The sequence below is a fragment of the Polaromonas sp. P4_F4 genome (assembly GCF_056401355.1).
In genome coordinates this window covers 212,113-231,090 of sequence record NZ_JBFUJO010000001.1, presented here as the reverse complement: position 1 = coordinate 231,090, position 18,978 = coordinate 212,113, and the positions used below count along the sequence as shown (strand labels likewise).

Sequence of the window (18,978 nt, the reverse complement as noted above, 5' to 3'; positions counted from 1 at the left end):
GGCTTCGTAAAGTTCAAACACCAGAGCAGCTTGTTTTGATCAGCTTGTTCTGCGCACCGTCTTTGTGGCTCCACGGCCTGACGGTTTTGCCGCCGCTTTTGCGGTTGGTTTTGCCGTTGGTTTTGCCTTTGAGGCAGCTACTGCGGCCACTTTGCCGGTATGGCGTTTCGCCGTGCCGCCCGATGGCGCGGCTGGCTTTGCCGGTTGTGCAGCCAGAGGAGGTGATGTGTTGGCGGCCTTGCGCTGGCCGTGTTGCTCAAAAATAAAGGCTTTGACCTGCGGGTAAACGATCTCGCGCCAGCGGCGGCCGCTGAAGATGCCATAGTGCCCGGCGCCTTTGACTTCCAGGTGTTTCTGGCGGGCCTTCGGAATGTTGTAGCAGAGGTCATGGGCGGCTTCGGTCTGGCCAGAGCCGGAAATGTCGTCCAGTTCACCTTCAATGGTGAAGTGGGCTGTCGTTTTGATGTCTTCGGGGCGTACGCGTTCGATCTTGCCGTCCACACCCACGACATCCCAGGTACCGTTGACCAGCTTGAACTCCTGGAATACGGTGTTGATGGTCTCAAGGTAGTAATCGGCGTCCATGTCGAGCACCGCGTTGTATTCGTCGTAAAACTTGCGATGGGCTTCCGCGCTGGCATCGTCGCCCTTGAGCAGATCCTTGAAATAGTCGTAGTGGCTGCTGGCGTGGCGGTCGGGGTTCATGGCTACAAACCCGGTATGCTGCAAAAAGCCGGGGTAGACCCGCCGTCCCGCACCCGGGAAGTTGCTGGGCACCCGGTAGATCACGTTGTTTTCGAACCACTCAAAGCTCTTGTTCATTGCCAGGTTGTTGACCGCGGTCGGCGACTTGCGCGCGTCAATCGGCCCGCCCATCATCGTCATGCTCAGGGGGGTCAGCTCGCCGCGCGACGCCATCAGCGAAATGGCCGCCAGCACCGGCACGGTGGGCTGGCAGACGCTGATGACATGGCAGTTGCCGTAAATGCCCTGGAGATGGCGAATGAATTCCTGCACGTAATTGACATAGTCATCGAGGTGGAAAGAACCCTCGGACAGGGGGACTGTGCGGGCGTTTTTCCAGTCGGTGACGTAGACCTTGTGGTCCTTGAGCATGGTTTTGACGGTGTCGCGCAGCAAGGTGGCGTAGTGGCCCGACAGCGGCGCGACGATCAGCACCGCCGGCTCGCCCTTCAGGCCGGTCAGCGTGGCAGGGTCGTCGGTGAAGCGCTTGAAGCGGCGCAGCTCGCAAAACGGCTTGTTGATTTCCACCCGTTCGTGGATGGTCACATCCGTGCCGTTCACATCGACGGTCTTGATGTCGAATGCCGGCTTTTCGTAGTCTTTGCCCAAGCGGTAAATCAGGCTGTAGCCGGCGGCCACACGCTGCGCAAAAGGGTTTTGCCCCATCGGCGACAAGGGGTTGCTGTAGAGCTTCGCAGCCGCTTGCGCAAAATCAACAAAGGGCTCCATCAACGTGCGCTGGGCTTCATAGACTTGGTAGAGCATGGGACAAACCTTCGTAATTTCTGGATTAATCTGGGGCGAAATCTGTGCGAAATCGGTGCATGTTGCAGTGCAATATAACAGGCGTTGACCCCTTCAGGCCTGAGGGGTACTACCCATTTGGGGCCGTTTTTAACAGGGATTCGGCCAAAGTGCCACTTGTGTGGGGCTGCTGACTTCATTTGGTGGTTCGTCTTCGGCCTCCGGTCCTCCCTATTCCCCAAAAAGAACTTGCCGCCTTGTCCCGCTGGCAACAAGTCCCTGTTTGCAAGGCTTAATATCTGAACATGTTTGCGAACCGGTAATGTCCCCGGTGCTGCAACACCCCGCTACAGGAAAACACCCATGCTTCCCATCCCTGACGCCGCCACGCTGGACCGGCTAGCAGCCCTGAAGAAATCAGAAAGAATGCCGGTGTTTTTTCTGGGCCATGGCAGTCCCATGAACGTGCTTGGCGACAACGAATACCGGCGTAGCTGGCAGGCTCTGGGCGGCGAATTCGGCTCCAGGTGGCCCCGTCCGCAACTGATTCTGTGCATTTCCGCGCACTGGCTGACCGAAGGCTGGTGGCTGACGGCCATGGCGCAGCCCAAGACCATCCATGACTTTGGCGGTTTTCCGCAGGAGCTCTTTGACCAGCAATACCCTGCACCGGGCGACCCCGCGGCGGCGCAGGCCATCAGCCTGCTGGTGCGGCAGCGCGCCTCGGCACCGCTGGGGCTGGACGTGGGTGAATGGGGACTGGACCACGGAAGTTGGTCGGTACTCAAGCCCATGTTTCCCGATGCGGGCATCCCGGTCATTCAGCTCAGCATGGATTACAGCCGGGCGCCCGAGGACCACTATGCGCTGGCGCAGCAGCTTAAGCCACTGCGCGACCGGGGCGTGCTGATCGTGGGCAGCGGCAACATCGTCCATAACCTGCGCCAGATGCAGCGGGGTGCCACTGGCAGCCAAGCCTACGATTGGGCCCTGGAATTTGACCAGACGATTGGCGGCTACCTGCAGCAGGGTAACCTCGCCGCCCTGCAGGGTTTCCAGAAGCTCGGGCAGGTGGCCAAAATGGCCCACCCGACCCACGAGCACTATCTGCCGCTGTTATACGCGGCGGGAGCCGTCGAGGCCCGGGAGCCGATGCGTTTTTTCAACACGAGTTTTCAGGCCGGCTCGATCTCGATGCGCTCGGCCATTTGGGGGTAATTAGTGCAAAGGGCCTTCATGCCCAGTGCTCAGGCTGTCCTGAATTTGCTATTAATTCGACAGCATGATGTGTATCTATTCAGGGGGTTGCAGCCGTTTTTTCGTCAAGAAAATCTCAAGGCGGCCAGCAAGCTGTCTAGTGGCGGATTTCGAGCCAACTCCAGCGTGCCTGATAGTCCAGCGCCTTTTGCTCGAACAGCGGGCGATGGTTGCACAGCGGGTTGGGGCTCAAAAGCCCTTGGTACAGTCCGTCCAGGCCGTTTGGCGCATAAAGCTCGAGGCCTGAAGGGCCCGGCTTCAAGCCCACGCAGGTGCAGCGCACCAGAAAACGGTCTATGCCCTCGCGCGAGCTGCGCAGGGCCGGGTAGGGGAAACCGAAATACGCTTCGTACCAGGTATGGACGCGGGCCTGGTTTTTAGCCTCGATCAGCACGCCAAGGTCGGAAAAGCAGGCCTGAACCTGTTGGTTGACCCGGGTTTCGGCCGACTCCGACAGGTCGGTGGCGTCGAAATAGAACAGGTCATAGTCTTTGATGCCGATCCCGGGTTCGCGGCCTGAACGCAGGTTCCAGGCGGTCTGGAACAGACAGCCCGCCACCAGCCAGGCATCGGGCAGGTTCAGGCGGGGAAGGCGATCCAGGATCGCGCGGTTGTGCGGGTTCTCAAGCACGTCCCGGGCGAACTGTTCGCCGTCGGCCGGCACGGCGCTTAGATGACCTTGGCGATGGACGCGCAAACGTAGTCGATGTTCTTGCTGTTGAGCGCGGCCACGCACATGCGGCCGGTGTCGGTGCCGTACACGCCAAACTCGTTGCGCAGGCGCACCATTTGGTCTTTGGACAGGCCGGAGTAGCTGAACATGCCGATCTGGGTGGTGATAAAGCTCATGTCCTGCTTGACGCCAGCGGCCTTCAGGCCGTCGACCAGTTTCTGGCGCATGGCCTTGATGCGAACCCGCATCTCGCCGAGTTCCTTTTCCCACAGCGCACGCAATTCGGGGTTGTTCAGCACCGCAGCGACCACCGCGCCGCCATGGATGGGCGGGTTGGAGTAATTGGTGCGGATCACGATCTTGAGCTGGCTCAGCACGCGGGCGGCTTCTTCCTTGCTCTTGCACAGCACGCTCAGGGCGCCGACGCGCTCACCATAGAGGCTGAAGCTCTTGGAGAAGGACGTGGAGACGAAGAAATCCAGGCCGGAAGCCACGAATTTTCCGATGACGGCGCCGTCTTCGGCAATACCGTAGCCAAAGCCCTGGTAGGCCATGTCAAGAAAGGTCACAAGGTCTTTGGCCTTGACCGTGGCAATCACCTGGTCCCACTGGGCGGGTGTGATGTCATAGCCGGTCGGGTTGTGGCAGCAGGCGTGCAGCACGACGATGGTGCCGGGTGCGGCGGCGTTCAGGCTGGCCAGCATGCCTTCAAAGTTCACGCCGCGTTTGGCCGCATCGTAGTAGGCGTAGGTGTCGACCGTGAAGCCTGCATTGGTGAACAGGGCGCGGTGGTTTTCCCAGCTGGGGTCGCTGATCAGCACCTTGGCATCGGGGTTGAGGTGCTTGAGAAAGTCTGCGCCGATCTTCAGGCCGCCGGTGCCGCCGATGCCCTGGACCGTGGCAATACGGCCGGAGGTCACAGGTTCGCTGTCGGCGCCAAATACCAGGCCCTTGACGGCCGCGTCATAAGCGGCAATACCGTCAATCGGCAGGTAACCCCGGGCCGTTGGCGTGGCCATCATGGTTTTTTCAGCGGCTTGCACGCATTGCAGCAGCGGCAGCTTGCCGTTGTCGTCGAAATAAACACCTACCCCGAGGTTGACTTTGGCCGGGTTGGTGTCTGCGTTGAACTGCTCGTTCAGGCCCAGAATCGGGTCACGCGGGGCCATTTCGACAGCGGTAAACAAAGACATGAAAAAATCCTCAGGAAGTAATGAAAGAAAGAATCAGCGGAAGAGAGCGGAAGAAGCAATCAATGCAGGCAGGCCGGTTTTACTGGGTTTACTGCGGAGCGGGCATTTCGGGGGTTTTGAGCTTGTTATTTCAGATTTCGTCCGAATGTCGTATTCTGTTTAGTTGCCCTTGATTTTAACGGGCCCAGATTGAGGTTCTATGCCAGAAGTCACTGAAGTCATTACGGATTTGCCTGATTTATCCCCTGCCGGAGAATTTGTCAGCTTTCCTGATTCGCCCTTTGAGTTGTTCATGCCTTACCCGCCGGCGGGCGACCAGCCGACCGCGATTGCCCAACTGGTGGAGGGTATCAACGATGGCGAGGTGTTTCAGACCCTGCTGGGCGTGACGGGTTCCGGCAAGACGTTCACGATGGCCAATGTCATTGCACGCCTGGGGCGCCCCGCGATCGTGTTTGCGCCGAACAAGACCCTGGCGGCACAGCTTTACAGCGAGTTCCGGGAGTTTTTCCCGAAGAACGCGGTGGAATATTTTGTCAGTTATTACGATTACTACCAGCCCGAAGCCTACGTGCCGCAGCGCGATCTCTTTATTGAAAAAGACTCGGCCATCAACGAGCACATCGAGCAGATGCGCCTTTCAGCCACCAAGAGCGTGCTGGAGCGCCGCGACACCATCATCGTCGGCACGGTGAGCGCCATTTATGGCATTGGGGCGCCTGAGGACTACACCCAGATGCGCTTCATTGCGCGTATTGGCGACAAGATGGGGCAGCGCGACGTCATTGCCCGCCTGATCCGCATGCAGTACACCCGCAACGAGCAGGATTTCGCGCGCGGCACTTTCCGGGTGCGCGGCGATGTGATCGACATTTTTCCGGCCGAGCATTCCGAGCTGGCCATCCGCATCGAGCTGTTTGACGACGAGATTGAATCCCTGCAGCTGTTTGATCCGCTCACCGGGCGTATCCGGCAGAAAATTCCGCGTTTTGTGGTGTATCCCAAGAGCCACTACGTGACGCCGCGCGACAAGGTCATGACGGCGGTGGAAACCATCAAGCTGGAGCTGTCAGAACGGGTGGGCCAGTTTATTGCGGACGGCAAGCTGGTCGAGGCCCAGCGGATCGAGCAGCGCACCCGGTTTGACCTCGAAATGCTCAGCGAGATCGGGCACTGCAAGGGGATTGAAAACTACACCCGCCACCTGAGCGGCGCCGCGCCGGGCTCGCCGCCGTCGACGCTGTGTGACTACCTGCCCAAGGATGCGCTGATGTTTCTTGACGAGAGCCACGTCATGATCGGGCAGCTCAACGCCATGTACAACGGCGACCGGGCGCGCAAGACCACGCTGGTGGAGTATGGTTTTCGGTTGCCCAGCGCGCTGGACAACCGGCCGCTCAAGTTTGAAGAGTTCGAGTCCAAGATGCGGCAGGCCATATTTGTATCGGCCACACCCGCGGCTTACGAGCAGGCGCATGCCGGCAACGTGGTCGAGCAGGTGGTGCGGCCCACGGGCCTGGTGGATCCCGAGGTTGAAGTGCGGCCGGCAACCCACCAGGTTGATGACGTTCTGCAGGAGATCCGCATCCGGGTCGAGCGGAACGAACGGGTGCTGATCACCACGCTGACCAAGCGCATGGCCGAGCAGCTCACCGATTACCTTGGCGACAACGGGGTGAAAGTGCGTTATCTGCACAGCGACGTGGATACGGTGGAGCGGGTGGAAATCCTGCGCGACCTGCGGCTGGGCGCGTTTGACGTGCTGGTCGGCATCAACCTGCTGCGCGAGGGGCTGGATATTCCCGAGGTTTCGCTGGTTGCCATCCTGGATGCCGACAAGGAGGGCTTTTTACGGGCCAAACGCAGCCTGATTCAAACCATTGGCCGAGCCGCCCGAAACCTGAACGGCCGCGCCATTTTGTACGCCGACCGCATCACGGACTCCATGAAAAAGGCCATGGATGAGACGGAAAGACGCCGCAACAAGCAGATCGCCTTCAACCTCGAGCACGGCATCACCCCGCGCAGCGTGGTCAAGCGCATCAAAGACCTGATTGACGGCGTATACAGCGAAAAATCCGGCAAGGAAGCGGAAAAGCTCGAAATGCAAAAAGCGCTGGTGGAGGACATGAGCGAGAAAGACATCGCGCGGGAAATCAAGCGTCTGGAAAAGCAGATGATCGAGCACGCCAAAAACCTGGAGTTCGAGAAAGCCGCCAGGATCCGCGACCAGTTGCACATACTGAAAGAGCAGGCTTTTGGCGCGCCGGGCGTGGACAATGTCGCGGTTATTGCCGCTGCAGGCTCAGGCCAGCGGTAGTTTGTCTGCGCCGTCGCGTCAGCACTTGCGTGATTATTTTGCACCTAAATGGTGCAAAAATGCCGCCTGCTACGGGTTACTACCCGTCCCAGGGGGCATACCCATGCAGAAATCGCGCCTATGTTATACTTGACGAAAACAGTCAAGAACAACCTGGCAACAAAAAGAGCCCCTGCGACACCCCGTTGACTGACCTGGGCTGCTGGAGGACGAGTTCTCTGAGGGTCACAAGCTTTCAGGGTGAAAACGACAGTCAAGCCAACTTAAAGGAGCTTGTTATGCGCCTCACAACCAAAGGCCGTTTTGCGGTCACTGCGATGATTGATTTGGGACTGCGCCAGAATAGTGGCCCGGTCACCTTGGCTGCCATCAGCCAGCGTCAACAGATTTCCCTGTCCTATCTTGAGCAACTCTTTGGCAAATTGCGCCGGCATGAGCTGGTGGAGTCCACCCGGGGTCCTGGTGGTGGCTATACCTTGGGCCGCAAGGCCTCGGAGATCACCGTTGCCGACATTATTGTGTCGGTGGACGAGCCGATCGACGCGACCCAGTGCGGTGGCAAGGAGAATTGCCTGGGTGACGGCGGGCGCTGCATGACGCATGAGCTGTGGGCCTCCCTGAACAGCCGCATGGTGGAATTCCTTGATTCCGTGACTTTGCAAAAACTGGTGGAAGACCAGTTGGCCAAAGGCGTGGTGGTCGAGAATACTCCTCAGGTGAAAAAGGCCGTTTTTGCTGCACCGGTGGTCAAACCCATCCGCGTCAATGCGCCCAACTCCGTATTCGCCCTGGGGAACGCATTTTCCAAATCCTGAGGGCCTTAACGCGGTATTTTGCCGGTGTCGACCTGCGGATGAACTGAGGTCGTCGTTTTGAGCTGCCAGCCAACCTTGTGAATTAAAAAAGCTAGCTAAATGGATACCCCACACTTTCCTATTTATATGGACTACAGCGCTACCAACCCGTGCGATCCGCGAGTGGTGGATGCCATGATTCCCTGGTTGCGCGAGCATTTCGGCAATCCGGCTTCCCGCAGCCATGCCTGGGGTTGGGAAGCAGAAGCTGCCGTTGAAAAAGCGCGCGAGCAGGTTGCCGCACTGATTGGCGCCGATCCGCGCGAGATCGTCTGGACCAGTGGTGCGACCGAGTCCAACAATCTGGCGCTTAAAGGTGCCGCCCATTTCTACAAGACCAAGGGCAAGCACCTCATCACGGTCAAGACCGAGCACAAGGCTGTGCTTGACACCTGCCGTGAGCTGGAGCGTCAGGGTTTTGAAGTCACCTATATGGATGTGCAGGCCGATGGCCTGCTTGACCTGGAGGCCCTCAAGGCCGCCATGCGGCCCGACACCATTGTGGTCAGCGTCATGTACGTCAACAACGAAATTGGCGTGATCCAGGACATCCCTGCGATTGGCGCCCTGTGCCGCGAACGGGGAATTATTTTCCATGTAGATGCTGCGCAGGCGACTGGCCGCGTGGACATCGACCTGGCGACGCTGCCGGTGGACCTGATGAGCCTGACCTCGCACAAGACCTACGGCCCCAAAGGCATTGGGGCGCTGTATGTGCGCCGCAAGCCCCGCGTGCGCCTGGAGGCCCAGATGCACGGTGGAGGCCACGAGCGCGGCATGCGCTCCGGCACCTTGCCTACGCATCAGTGCGTGGGCATGGGCGAGGCTTACCGCATTGCCAAAGCAGAGATGCACGAAGAGAACAAGCGCATCGCCGCCCTGCACGAGCGCATGCTCAACGGTCTCAAGGATGTGGAGGAAGTGTTCCTCAATGGACATGCTGAAAAGCGCGTGCCGCACAACCTGAACATGAGTTTCAACTATGTTGAGGGCGAATCGCTGATCATGGGCATCAAGGGTCTGGCTGTATCGAGTGGCTCGGCCTGTACCTCAGCCAGTCTGGAGCCCAGCTATGTGTTGCGTGCCCTGGGTCGCAGCGACGAGCTGGCGCACAGCAGCCTGCGCATGACGATTGGCCGCTGGAGCACCCAGGAAGAAATCGATTATGCGGTCGCCACCATCAAGGAAAACGTGGCCAAGTTGCGTGAACTGTCCCCCCTGTGGGAGATGTTCAAGGACGGGGTTGACCTGTCCACCATCCAGTGGGCAGCCCACTGAATCGGCCCGCCAAATCAGCAGATCAGACAGCTAAAGAGGTAAACAAATGGCATACAGCGAAAAAGTGGTAGACCACTATGAACATCCCCGCAATGTCGGCTCTTTTGAAAAGGGTGACGAAACGGTAGGTACCGGCATGGTGGGCGCCCCCGCGTGCGGCGACGTCATGAAACTGCAGATCAAGGTCAACCCGGTCACGGGCGTGATTGAAGATGCGCGTTTCAAGACCTATGGCTGCGGCTCGGCGATTGCTTCCAGCTCACTCGTGACCGAGTGGGTCAAGGGCAAAACGCTGGACGAAGCGGCAAGTATCAAGAACAGTGCCATTGCCGAAGAACTGGCTTTGCCGCCGGTCAAGATCCACTGCTCCATTCTGGCGGAAGACGCCATCAAGGCTGCCGTGAACGACTACAAGCAAAAGCACACGCACTGATAGCCCTGCCTAATTTTTGAGTCATTGAAATGTCCGTTACTCTCACCGATGCTGCTGCCCGCCACGTGACCCGCTATATGGCCAAACGCGGGAAGGGTGTGGGCGTGCGTTTGGGCGTCAAGACCACAGGCTGTTCGGGCCTGGCGTACAAGCTTGAATATGCCGACGAGATCGCGCCTGAAGATGTGGTGTTCGAAGACAACGGCGTCAAGGTGCTGGTGGATCCCAAAAGCATGGCCTACATCGACGGGACCCAGCTCGACTTTGTGCGTGAGGGGCTGAACGAAGGCTTCAAGTTCATCAATCCCAACGAGCGTGATCGCTGTGGGTGTGGTGAAAGCTTTCGGGTTTGACGGGCGCACTTGCGCCAGCCCAGACATCCAGTACAGCCGTTTTCGCAGAGCCGCCTTCACTGACTGTGCTGGCGGCTTTTTCTTGACATGAACCTCCAATCCACCGATTTCGAATTGTTTGGCGTGCCCGTGCGCTTTGCGCAGGACCGTGCCGCGCTTGATGCCCGCTGGAAAGAGCTGCAGCGCGAGGCCCATCCCGACAAGTTCGCAGCCCAAGGCGCGGCCGCCCAGCGTGTGGCCATGCAATGGTCGGTACGCATTAATGAGGCTTACCAGCGACTCAAGGACCCCTTGAAGCGCGCCGGCTACCTGTGCGAGTTGCATGGGGCTCCGATCCACGCCGAGAAAAACACGGCCATGCCGCACGATTTCCTGGTCCAGCAAATGCAGTTGCGAGAAGCGCTGGATGAAGCCCAAACCATTGAAGACCTGGAGGATATTGCCTCCGAGTCCTTATTGACTGCGGAAAAGCAGCTATCAAAAATAGAGCACGCTCTTGACATCAACAAGGACTTTTCCGCTGCGGCGCAGCAGGTCAGAAGCCTTATGTTTATTGAGCGTTTTGCCAGCGAGGTGGATGCGCGCATCGACCAGCTGGGACAATGAAGAATCATCCGAAGAACGACATGGCACTCCTGCAGATATCCGAACCCGGCCAGACGCCAGATCCGCACCAGCGGCGCATTGCCGTCGGCATCGACCTGGGCACGACGCATTCCCTGGTTGCCAGCGTGCGCAACGGCGTCTCCGAGTGCCTGCCTGACAGCGAAGGCCGCGTGATTTTGCCCAGCGTGGTGCGCTATCTGGACGCCAATCGACGCCAGATCGGTTTTGAGGCGCTGGCGGCACAGGTCGAAGACCCCGGCAACACCATTTCGTCGGTCAAGCGCCTGATGGGGCGGGGCATTGACGACATTGGCAGCCGCGCGCAGTTGCCCTACCAGCTCAACGACAAGCCGGGCATGGTCACGCTGCAGACTGTTGCGGGAGAAAAGAGCCCGGTCGAGATCAGCGCGGAAATTCTGGCCACGCTGCGTTATCGCGCTGAAGACACCTTCAATGATGATATTTACGGTGCCGTGATCACGGTACCCGCGTATTTCGACGAGGCCCAGCGCCAGGCGACCAAGGACGCGGCGCAACTGGCCGGCCTGAACGTGCTGCGTCTGATCAATGAGCCCACGGCGGCTGCAATCGCTTACGGCCTGGACAATGCCAGCGAAGGCGTCTATGCCGTCTACGACATGGGCGGGGGGACGTTTGATATTTCCATCCTGCGCCTCACGCAGGGCGTGTTTGAGGTGGTGTCCACCGGTGGCGACTCCGCGCTCGGAGGCGACGATTACGACCGCGCGTTGGTGGACTGGGTGCTGGCCAAAGCCGGCCTGGCGGCCGATGTCCTCACGCCCTCGGACAAGGCGGCCCTGCAACGGGCAGCGCGCGCCTGCAAGGAGGCCTTGTCTGCCGCAGATTCGGCCCCGTTTTCCGTGCAGCTGGCCAAGGCGCTGGTCAATCTGGAGATGAAGGCGGAAGATTTTGAGGCCGCAACCGCTCATCTGACCCAGCGCACACTGTCGGCCGTGCGCAAGGCCTTGCGCGATGCCAAACTGGCCAAGGATGAGATTCACGGCGTTGTGCTGGTGGGCGGCTCCACGCGCATGCCTCAGGTGCGCAAGGCGGTGGCCAGTTTCTTCGGCCGTGAGCCGTTGACCAACCTCAATCCCGACGAGGTGGTGGCCCTCGGCGCTGCCATTTCTGCCAACCAGCTGGCTGGCAACCATGGCGGGAGCGACTTGTTGCTTCTCGATGTGATTCCGCTCTCGCTGGGTATCGAGACCATGGGCGGACTGGTTGAGCGCATTGTGCCGCGCAACCAGACCATCCCGACGGCCATGGCGCAAGACTTCACCACCTACCAGGACGGCCAGACGGCGCTCGCCCTGCATGTGGTGCAGGGCGAGCGTGATCTGGTGGCCGATTGCCGCAGCCTTGCCCGCTTCGAGTTGCGCGGCATACCGCCCATGGCCGCTGGCGCTGCGCGCATCCGGGTGACTTTCACCGTGGATGCGGACGGCCTGCTCAGCGTCAATGCCAAAGAGCAGGGCAGCGGGGTGGAGGCACGTATTGACGTGAAGCCCTCCTACGGCCTGTCTGATGACGAGATTGCCCGCATGCTGCAGGAGAGTTTTTCCACCGCCCAGCAGGACATGCAGGCGCGTGCCCTGGCCGAGGCGCAGGTCGACGCCGACCGCATGATTCTTGCCACGCAAAGCGCGCTGGCGGCGGACGCGGACCTGCTGAGCCCCAATGAACGGGCGCAGGTTGACAACCTGGTCGTCGGACTCACCGATGCGCGTGCCCATGGCGACGTCGCCACCATTGAAGCCGCCACCCAGGCGCTGGCCAAAGGCACCGAGTCCTTCGCGGCGCAACGCATGAACCGCGGCATTCGACAAGCCCTGGCGGGGAAAAACATCGAGGCGGTCTGAGCGAGCGTTTGCGCCAAGCCCCAACAAGTCAGATTGACACCATGCCCATCATCAAAATACTGCCCCATTCCGAATACTGCCCGCAGGGCGCTGAAATCTCGGCGCCTGCAGGCACGTCCATCTGCGAGGCCTTGCTCGACAACAAGATCAATATTGAGCACGCCTGCGACATGAGTTGCGCCTGCACCACCTGCCATGTGATCGTGCGCCAAGGCTTCAACTCCCTGAACGGGCTCGACGAAAGCGAAGAAGACCTGCTCGATCGCGCCTGGGGACTGGAGCCCAATTCCCGCCTGAGCTGCCAGGCGTTTCTGGCGCAGACCGATGTGACGGTTGAAATACCGAAATACTCCATCAATCACGCCAAGGAAAACCACTGACAGTGCGGCTGGCAGTGCGGCTGGCCTGAAGCGGAAAACCGGCTCATCCGGATCCGCAGGCGGCTGCGGCAGAGAGCGATAATCCAGGTCATGCGCCAAATCGTTCTAGACACAGAAACTACGGGTCTTTCCGCTGAAAACGGCGACCGCATCATTGAAATTGGCTGCGTGGAGCTGGTGGGTCGCAAGCTCACAGGCAACAACAGGCATTTTTACTTGAACCCCGAGCGCGACAGCCATGAGGATGCGCTCAAGGTGCACGGCATCAGCAATGAGTTTTTGAAGGACAAGCCCAAGTTCGCTGCCGTGGCAGAAGATCTGCTGGAGTACCTGCGGGGCGCCGAGATCATCATCCACAACGCGCCCTTCGATGTGAGCTTCCTCAACAAGGAACTGGAGCTCATCGGCAGGGACCCGATCCGGCACTGCGTGGCCAAGGTGACGGACAGCCTGATGATGGCCAAGGAGCTGTTCCCGGGCAAGCGCAACTCGCTCGACGCACTGTGCGACCGGCTGGACGTTGACAATTCGGGCCGAACGCTGCACGGGGCGTTACTCGATGCCGAACTGCTGGCCGACGTGTACATCAATCTCACGCGGGGGCAAAACTCCTTGATGATGGACGTGGGCGGTCCGGCGCAGGACGGCGACATGGCCCCATTGATTGACCTGAGCGGTTTTGATTTGCCACTGCTGTTGGCCAATGACCAGGAAATTGCCGCGCATGAAGTATTGCTGGCCGATATTGACAAGGCCAGCAAGGGGAAAACAGTTTGGCGTGCCGCCACGGTCTAGGCCGAAAAATCACTCAAAAACAGCCTATAATCGAAGGCTGACCAATAGGGCGGTTAGCTCAGGGGTAGAGCACTGCATTCACACTGCAGGGGTCGCAGGTTCGAAGCCTGCACCGCCCACCAGAATTTTGAACTCAAATGACTTGCGGGATTCCGCAGGTCTTTTTTTTGCCCGTGTGATGGTGCCATCATTTGGTCGATGGTCGCCTTACAGCCCCGGGATTCCCCCGTCCGAAGGCCTGCCAATGGTGTTAATGGATCAGCCGGGCTGCCTGCGCTTTTTTCCTGATGCAGAGCTGCCACCTGCCGCACCGCTCGCTTGCGGCTGGTTTGAACGGTCCGGCTCCGCAGGCATGGAGATATTTCCCAAGGACGCGGCGACATCTGCATCCTCATCGGGGTCCTTGGCTGCAATATCGCCCAGGGAAATAATTCCGACCAGCCGATCCTGACCATCAACCACCGGCAACCGGCGAATCTGGCTCTCAGCCATCTCGCTGAGAACTTCGTCCACGTCCTCGTCCTCGCGCGCCGTGCGCACGTTTGTGCTCATCACATCCGCCAGGACGGTGGTCTTTGCGTCGAGTTCCTGCGCCAAGCCGCGCACGACAATATCGCGGTCGGTCACCATGCCGACCAGCTTTTCACCGTCGCAGACAGGAATGACGCCCACATTGAGTTCATCCATGGCTCGCGCCGCGGATGTCACGGTATCGGCGGGCATCAAGGTCCGCACACCGCGAGTCATAAGCTCGGAAACTGTTGTCATCTCAAACTCCTTGAGTTGCGCCGGCACAGCGTCAGCGCGTGATTCAAGCCTAATAGGACTATCAGTCGAGCCTGTCGGCAAGCTCGCAAACCGGCGTAGGACTGGCGCTAAGAAGGCAAGGGGCCTGTCTTTAGGCGAGGAGCCTGAGGGTTCCAATGCGGCATCGCGGCATCGTGTTGTACGACGGGAACTGGCGTTCCGGGGAATTCAGGATTAACCGGGGTCGTATTTTCAGGACTGAATTTCGGGCGTAAAAAAGGCCAGGTCATGCAACCTGGCCTTTTTACTTTTTACTTTTTACTTTTTACTTTTTACGTTTCCCGATTCGCTGTCGCGTTGCTCCGGCGGCTACAGCACCTCACTGGCAAAGTCGGCCAGCCGTGAGCGTTCCCCCCGCGCCAGCGTGATGTGCCCGCCATGCGGCCAGCCCTTGAAGCGATCGACCGCGAAGGTCATTCCCGAGGAGCCTTCGGTGAGGTAGGGGGTGTCGATCTGCGCCAGGTTGCCCATGCAGATGATCTTGGTACCGGGGCCGGCTCGGGTGATGAGGGTCTTCATCTGCTTGGGCGTCAGGTTTTGCGCCTCGTCGATGATGACGTACTTGTTGAGGAAGGTGCGGCCGCGCATGAAGTTCATGCTCTTGACCTTGATGCGCGAACGGATCAGCTCATTGGTGGCTGCGCGTCCCCACTCGCCGGAACCACTGTCGGTTTTGCCCAGTACTTCCAGGTTGTCGTCAAGCGCGCCCATCCATGGACCCATTTTTTCCTCTTCGGTGCCCGGCAAAAAGCCAATGTCTTCACCGACCGAAACGGTCGCTCGCGTCATGATGATCTCGGTGTAGCGGCGGTCGTCAAGCACCTGCGTGAGACCGCTGGCCAGAGCCATCAGTGTTTTTCCGGTACCCGCCGTACCCGCCAGCGTCACGAAATCCACTTCCGGGTCCATCAGCAGGTTCATCGCAAAATTTTGCTCGCGGTTACGCGTGGTCACACCCCATACCGCATTTTTCAGGTGGTTGTAATCCTTCAGGGTCTTCAGCACGGCGGTTTTGGCCCGGATTTCCGTGACACGGGCATACAGCGGAGGTTCGCCCGGGGCTTCGAAAAACACAAACTGGTTGATCAGCAGGCTGGCCACGATAGGGCCGGTGATGCGGTAAAAGGTGTGACTGCCTTGTTGCCAGCTTTCAACGGTTTTGCTCTGCCGCGTCCAGAAGTCAGGGGGCAGGGCCAGCGAGCCGGCATACAGCAGATCCCCGTCTTCCAGGGTTTTGTCGTTCTGGTAGTCATCAGTGGCCAGACCCAGCGCGCGCGCCTTGACCCGCATGTTGATGTCCTTGGACACCAGCACCACTTCGCGCGGCGCATATTCCTTGCGCAGGGCCTCGACCACGCCCAGGATCTGGTTGTCGGCCTTGCCCTGCGGCAGGCTCATCGGCAACGTGTAGTCCATCGGTTTGGTCTGGAAAAACAGGCTGCCGCCTGCCTCCGGGTGGCCGGTGGTGTCCAGTTTGAGGCCCTTGCCAATGTCGGCGCCCTGGGCGCCGGCCAGCGCATCCAGCGTGCGGCTGGTCTGGCGCGCATTGCGGGCCACCTCGGTCATGCCTTTTTTATGCCCGTCGAGCTCCTCGAGCACGATCATCGGCAGAAAGATGTCATGTTCTTCGAAGCGGAACAGGCACATCGGGTCGTGCATCAGCACGTTGGTGTCGAGGACAAACAGCTTGGCGGGCCCGGGGTGCCTGCTTTTTTTCGGCTTCAGGGCTGGCTGGGGCAGCGAAATGCTCTCTTTTTCATAGCTGTCTTCGCCGGCTTTTCCTGGGCGGGGAGGCTCTTTTCCCTTGTAAGCAACGGGATGATCACCACCGCCGGCCGTCACCGTACGGTTGTCAAACAGGTCCAGTACAGGGGGCTTGCGGCCTGATTCGGCGTTGTCCGTCTTTCGTGCGGCTTTGGAGGGCGAACGGGCTGGGGCATCCAGGACGTCGGTGGAGAGCAGGGCGGCACGCTTGGTCGGGGCGGGGGGCAGAGGCATAGTGCTTAAAACTCTCTTGAAGGGTGGTTCCAGAAGCAAAAAAGCCGCCTCAAGGCCGGGGCGGCTTTTTGTTTTGACGCAGTTGCGAAGGTCAACAGCATGAGTTCATTATGCACAACTGAGGTGACAGGGCAATCCAGTGTTGCCGGGCTCTGTTGCGCACTGGCGTCAACAGGCTTTCAGGCAGCCTTTTTGAGGGCCTTGACGGCCTTGAGGACATCCTCGACATGGCCGGGCACCTTCAGGCCGCGCCATTCTTCTTTCAGCTGTCCGTCGGCGCCGATCAGGAAGGTGCTGCGCTCAATGCCCTTGACCTTTTTGCCGTACATGATCTTGTTCTTGACCACGCCGAACATGTGGCACATTTTTTCTTCGGTATCTGCAATCAGCTCGAAGGGGAGCTCGAGCTTGGACTTGAATTCGTCATGCGACTTCATGTTGTCGCGCGAGACGCCAAATACGGTCGCACCGGCCTTGACGAAGTCCTTGTAGTGGTCGCGGAACTGCATGGCCTCGGTGGTGCAACCGGGCGTGTTGTCCTTGGGGTAGAAGTACAGCACGACGACTTTTCCCAGATGGGACTGGTTGGACACCTTGATGCCACCCGTGGCGTTCGCTTCAAATTCGGGGAGTGGTTTATTGACGACGACTGCCATACTGAGTAGACCCTGACGAAAGTAGTTGTAATTAGCCGGCTATTGGCAATGCTTTTTGATACGCAACCCCTGGTGCTAGTCCTGAAGGTGTGAGACCAAACGCAACCCTACATTTTACCCTGAAAGAGCCGGTCTTTCAGTTCGCCTGGCCTTCTTCTCTTTCAATCAGCAGGGCCGCAATAACCTGCCGGCCTTCACCCGCCAGGATGTTGTAGGTACGGCAGGCGGCCAGCGTGTCCATGGTTTCAATGCCGATGCGCTGGTCCATCAAGGCCCGCAAAAATGCCGGAGGCGGGAAGCGCAAGCGCGTGCCGCTGCCGAAAATCACCAGTTCGGGCCGGGTTGCGGCAAGCAGCGCGAAATGCTCCGCAGTGAGATCGTCAAAGCGTGCGCAATTCCAGTCGAATTTTTCGCCACGTGAGCCGATCACGATGCTGTGTTCGATTTTTTCAGCCACGCCGTTGTGCCCCAGGCCGACCCATCCGGGACCGTAGCCGAGGATGGATTGCACGTCGAGGCGGTCTGGTTGAAGTTTCATGCGGGGATTGGAGGACTCAGGGGTTTGGGGTTCAGGGGCTCAGGAAGACCTGTCATGCGGGAAAGCGGGCAATGGGCAAGGGCTATTTGCCTGTGAAACGCGGGCGAAATACGCGTTTTATGTGGTCAAATTATAGATTCCGCCCGAATTTCCCGTTGGCATGCTGGCGTTCTCCCACCTACGAGTGGGTTTGTCAGCGCGTTTGACGGTGTGGTCCTGGCTCCCTATTCGACAATGCATATGAAACCGATCACCAAATCCGCCAAGCTGGCCAATGTGCTCTACGACATTCGCGGCCCGATCATGGACGCCGCCAAGCAGATGGAGGAAGAAGGGCACCATCTCATCAAGCTCAACCTGGGCAATCTGGCGGTGTTCGGTTTCGATGCGCCCGAAGAAATCCAGCAGGACATGATTCGCAACCTGCCTTCGTCGGCCGGCTATTCGGACAGCAAGGGCATTTTTGCGGCACGCAAGGCGGTGATGCACGAGACCCAGAAACAGGGCATCAAGGGCGTGACGCTCGATGACGTTTACCTGGGCAACGGCGCCAGCGAATTGATCGCCATGGCCACCAACGCGCTGCTCGACGACGGCGACGAACTGCTGCTGCCAGCACCTGACTATCCGCTGTGGACCGCCTCCACCAGCCTGTCGGGCGGCAAACCGGTGCACTACCTCTGTGATGAAAACAACGGCTGGATGCCCAACCTTGACGATATTCGCGCCAAGATCACGCCCAAGACCAAGGGCATTGTGGTCATCAACCCCAACAACCCGACCGGCGCGCTGTATTCCGACGAACTTCTCAAGCAGATCGTGGAGATCGCGCGCGAGCACGGGTTGGTTATCCTGGCCGACGAGGTTTACGACAAGGTGCTGTATGACGGCGCCCACCATACCGCCATCGCCAGCCTGTCGACGGACGTGCTCACGCTGACTTTCAATTCGCTGTCCAAGAGTTACCGCTCGTGCGGCTACCGCGCCGGCTGGCTGGTGGTGTCCGGCCCCAAGAAGCGGGCGGAGGACTACATCGAGGGCCTCAACATGCTGGCCAACATGAAGCTGTGCTCCAACGTGCCGGGTCAGTGGGCCATCCAGACGGCCCTGGGCGGCTACCAGAGCATCAACGACCTGACAGGCGAGGGCGGGCGCTTGCGCCGCCAGCGCGATCTGGCGTACGAGCTGATCACGGCCATCCCGGGTGTGAGTTGCGTCAAGCCCAGCGCGGCGCTCTACATGTTCCCCAAACTCGATCCCAAGGTCTATCCGATCAAGGACGACCGGCAGTTCTTCCTCGAGCTGCTCAAGGAAACCAAGGTGATGCTGGTGCAGGGCACCGGCTTCAACTGGGCCGCGCCGGACCACTTCCGCATCGTCTTCCTGCCGCACGAGGAAGACCTGCGCGAGGCCGTGGGCCGGATTGCAAAATTCCTCGAGAATTATCGAAACAACAACATCTGAGC

At 59.4% G+C, this 18,978-nt stretch carries 18 protein-coding genes and 1 tRNA gene; 12 read left to right on the top strand and 7 right to left on the bottom strand.

Going from position 1 to position 18,978, the window contains the following annotated elements; genetic code table 11:
* Positions 1–39: 39 nt before the first annotated feature.
* Positions 40–1,509 (bottom strand): polyhydroxyalkanoate depolymerase, encoded by a 1,470-nt coding sequence (locus AC1DUR_RS01140; RefSeq protein ID WP_477716953.1) that lies wholly within the window; start codon positions 1,507–1,509, stop codon positions 40–42.
* A 342-nt stretch (positions 1,510–1,851) separates the two neighbouring features.
* Between AC1DUR_RS01140 and ygiD the strand changes: the two genes are divergently transcribed.
* Positions 1,852–2,706 (top strand): 4,5-DOPA-extradiol-dioxygenase, encoded by an 855-nt coding sequence (gene ygiD, locus AC1DUR_RS01135; protein ID WP_477716952.1) that lies wholly within the window; start codon positions 1,852–1,854, stop codon positions 2,704–2,706.
* A gap of 136 nt (positions 2,707–2,842) precedes the next feature.
* Here ygiD and AC1DUR_RS01130 read toward each other — a convergent pair whose 3' ends face one another.
* Both AC1DUR_RS01130 and AC1DUR_RS01125 read right to left on the bottom strand, forming a co-directional pair.
* Entirely contained in the window at positions 2,843–3,442 is a 600-nt protein-coding gene (locus tag AC1DUR_RS01130; protein WP_477716951.1) for a nucleotidyltransferase family protein, read from the bottom strand.
* Complete coding sequence (locus AC1DUR_RS01125; protein WP_477716950.1) at positions 3,415–4,611, bottom strand: amino acid aminotransferase; 1,197 nt, start codon at positions 4,609–4,611, stop codon at positions 3,415–3,417. Before AC1DUR_RS01125 ends, AC1DUR_RS01130 begins: the two co-directional genes overlap by 28 nt.
* A gap of 199 nt (positions 4,612–4,810) precedes the next feature.
* On the opposite strand from AC1DUR_RS01125, the gene uvrB reads away from it, so the two are divergent.
* From uvrB to AC1DUR_RS01075, 10 genes are all read left to right on the top strand, one after another.
* On the top strand, positions 4,811–6,931 hold the full coding sequence (uvrB, locus tag AC1DUR_RS01120; protein ID WP_477721086.1) for an excinuclease ABC subunit UvrB: 2,121 nt from the start codon (positions 4,811–4,813) through the stop codon (positions 6,929–6,931).
* 278 nt (positions 6,932–7,209) lie between these two features.
* Positions 7,210–7,746 (top strand): Fe-S cluster assembly transcriptional regulator IscR, encoded by a 537-nt coding sequence (gene iscR / locus AC1DUR_RS01115; protein ID WP_477717222.1) that lies wholly within the window; start codon positions 7,210–7,212, stop codon positions 7,744–7,746.
* A 99-nt stretch (positions 7,747–7,845) separates the two neighbouring features.
* A complete protein-coding gene (locus tag AC1DUR_RS01110) occupies positions 7,846–9,063 on the top strand; it encodes an IscS subfamily cysteine desulfurase (protein WP_477716948.1) in 1,218 nt (405 codons plus the stop codon).
* Between the two features lie 46 nt (positions 9,064–9,109).
* Entirely contained in the window at positions 9,110–9,496 is a 387-nt protein-coding gene (gene iscU / locus AC1DUR_RS01105; RefSeq protein WP_477716947.1) for a Fe-S cluster assembly scaffold IscU, read from the top strand.
* A 29-nt stretch (positions 9,497–9,525) separates the two neighbouring features.
* Positions 9,526–9,849 carry an iron-sulfur cluster assembly protein IscA gene (gene iscA, locus AC1DUR_RS01100; protein ID WP_011483105.1) on the top strand — a complete coding sequence of 108 codons (324 nt, stop codon included), beginning with the start codon at positions 9,526–9,528 and terminating at the stop codon, positions 9,847–9,849.
* 87 nt (positions 9,850–9,936) lie between these two features.
* Positions 9,937–10,455: a Fe-S protein assembly co-chaperone HscB gene (hscB, locus tag AC1DUR_RS01095; protein ID WP_477716946.1), complete on the top strand. Its 519-nt coding sequence runs from the start codon at positions 9,937–9,939 to the stop codon at positions 10,453–10,455.
* A gap of 20 nt (positions 10,456–10,475) precedes the next feature.
* Positions 10,476–12,338, top strand: a complete 1,863-nt coding sequence (gene hscA / locus AC1DUR_RS01090) for a Fe-S protein assembly chaperone HscA (protein WP_477716945.1) — start codon at positions 10,476–10,478, stop codon at positions 12,336–12,338.
* Positions 12,339–12,379: 41 nt separating this feature from the next.
* The gene (fdx, locus tag AC1DUR_RS01085; protein WP_477716944.1) at positions 12,380–12,718 is read left to right on the top strand and encodes an ISC system 2Fe-2S type ferredoxin; all 339 of its coding nucleotides are present in this window, start codon (positions 12,380–12,382) and stop codon (positions 12,716–12,718) included.
* Positions 12,719–12,808: 90 nt separating this feature from the next.
* Positions 12,809–13,513 (top strand): DNA polymerase III subunit epsilon, encoded by a 705-nt coding sequence (dnaQ, locus tag AC1DUR_RS01080; RefSeq protein ID WP_477716943.1) that lies wholly within the window; start codon positions 12,809–12,811, stop codon positions 13,511–13,513.
* Positions 13,514–13,560: 47 nt separating this feature from the next.
* A tRNA-Val gene (locus tag AC1DUR_RS01075) sits at positions 13,561–13,635 on the top strand.
* 136 nt (positions 13,636–13,771) lie between these two features.
* On the opposite strand, the gene AC1DUR_RS01070 is transcribed toward AC1DUR_RS01075, so the two are convergent.
* The 4 genes from AC1DUR_RS01070 to AC1DUR_RS01055 all read right to left on the bottom strand — a co-directional run bounded on the left by AC1DUR_RS01070 (position 13,772) and on the right by AC1DUR_RS01055 (position 17,512).
* Positions 13,772–14,281, bottom strand: a complete 510-nt coding sequence (locus tag AC1DUR_RS01070; protein WP_477716942.1) for a CBS domain-containing protein — start codon at positions 14,279–14,281, stop codon at positions 13,772–13,774.
* Between the two features lie 348 nt (positions 14,282–14,629).
* A complete protein-coding gene (locus AC1DUR_RS01065) occupies positions 14,630–16,318 on the bottom strand; it encodes a PhoH family protein (RefSeq protein WP_477716941.1) in 1,689 nt (562 codons plus the stop codon).
* Positions 16,319–16,497: 179 nt separating this feature from the next.
* Positions 16,498–16,974, bottom strand: a complete 477-nt coding sequence (locus AC1DUR_RS01060; protein WP_477716940.1) for a peroxiredoxin — start codon at positions 16,972–16,974, stop codon at positions 16,498–16,500.
* Positions 16,975–17,110: 136 nt separating this feature from the next.
* Complete coding sequence (locus AC1DUR_RS01055) at positions 17,111–17,512, bottom strand: Mth938-like domain-containing protein (protein ID WP_477716939.1); 402 nt, start codon at positions 17,510–17,512, stop codon at positions 17,111–17,113.
* 240 nt (positions 17,513–17,752) lie between these two features.
* On the opposite strand from AC1DUR_RS01055, the gene AC1DUR_RS01050 reads away from it, so the two are divergent.
* Positions 17,753–18,976, top strand: coding sequence for a pyridoxal phosphate-dependent aminotransferase (locus tag AC1DUR_RS01050; RefSeq protein ID WP_477716938.1), 1,224 nt, complete (start codon positions 17,753–17,755; stop codon positions 18,974–18,976).
* The last annotated feature ends 2 nt before the right edge of the window (positions 18,977–18,978 follow it).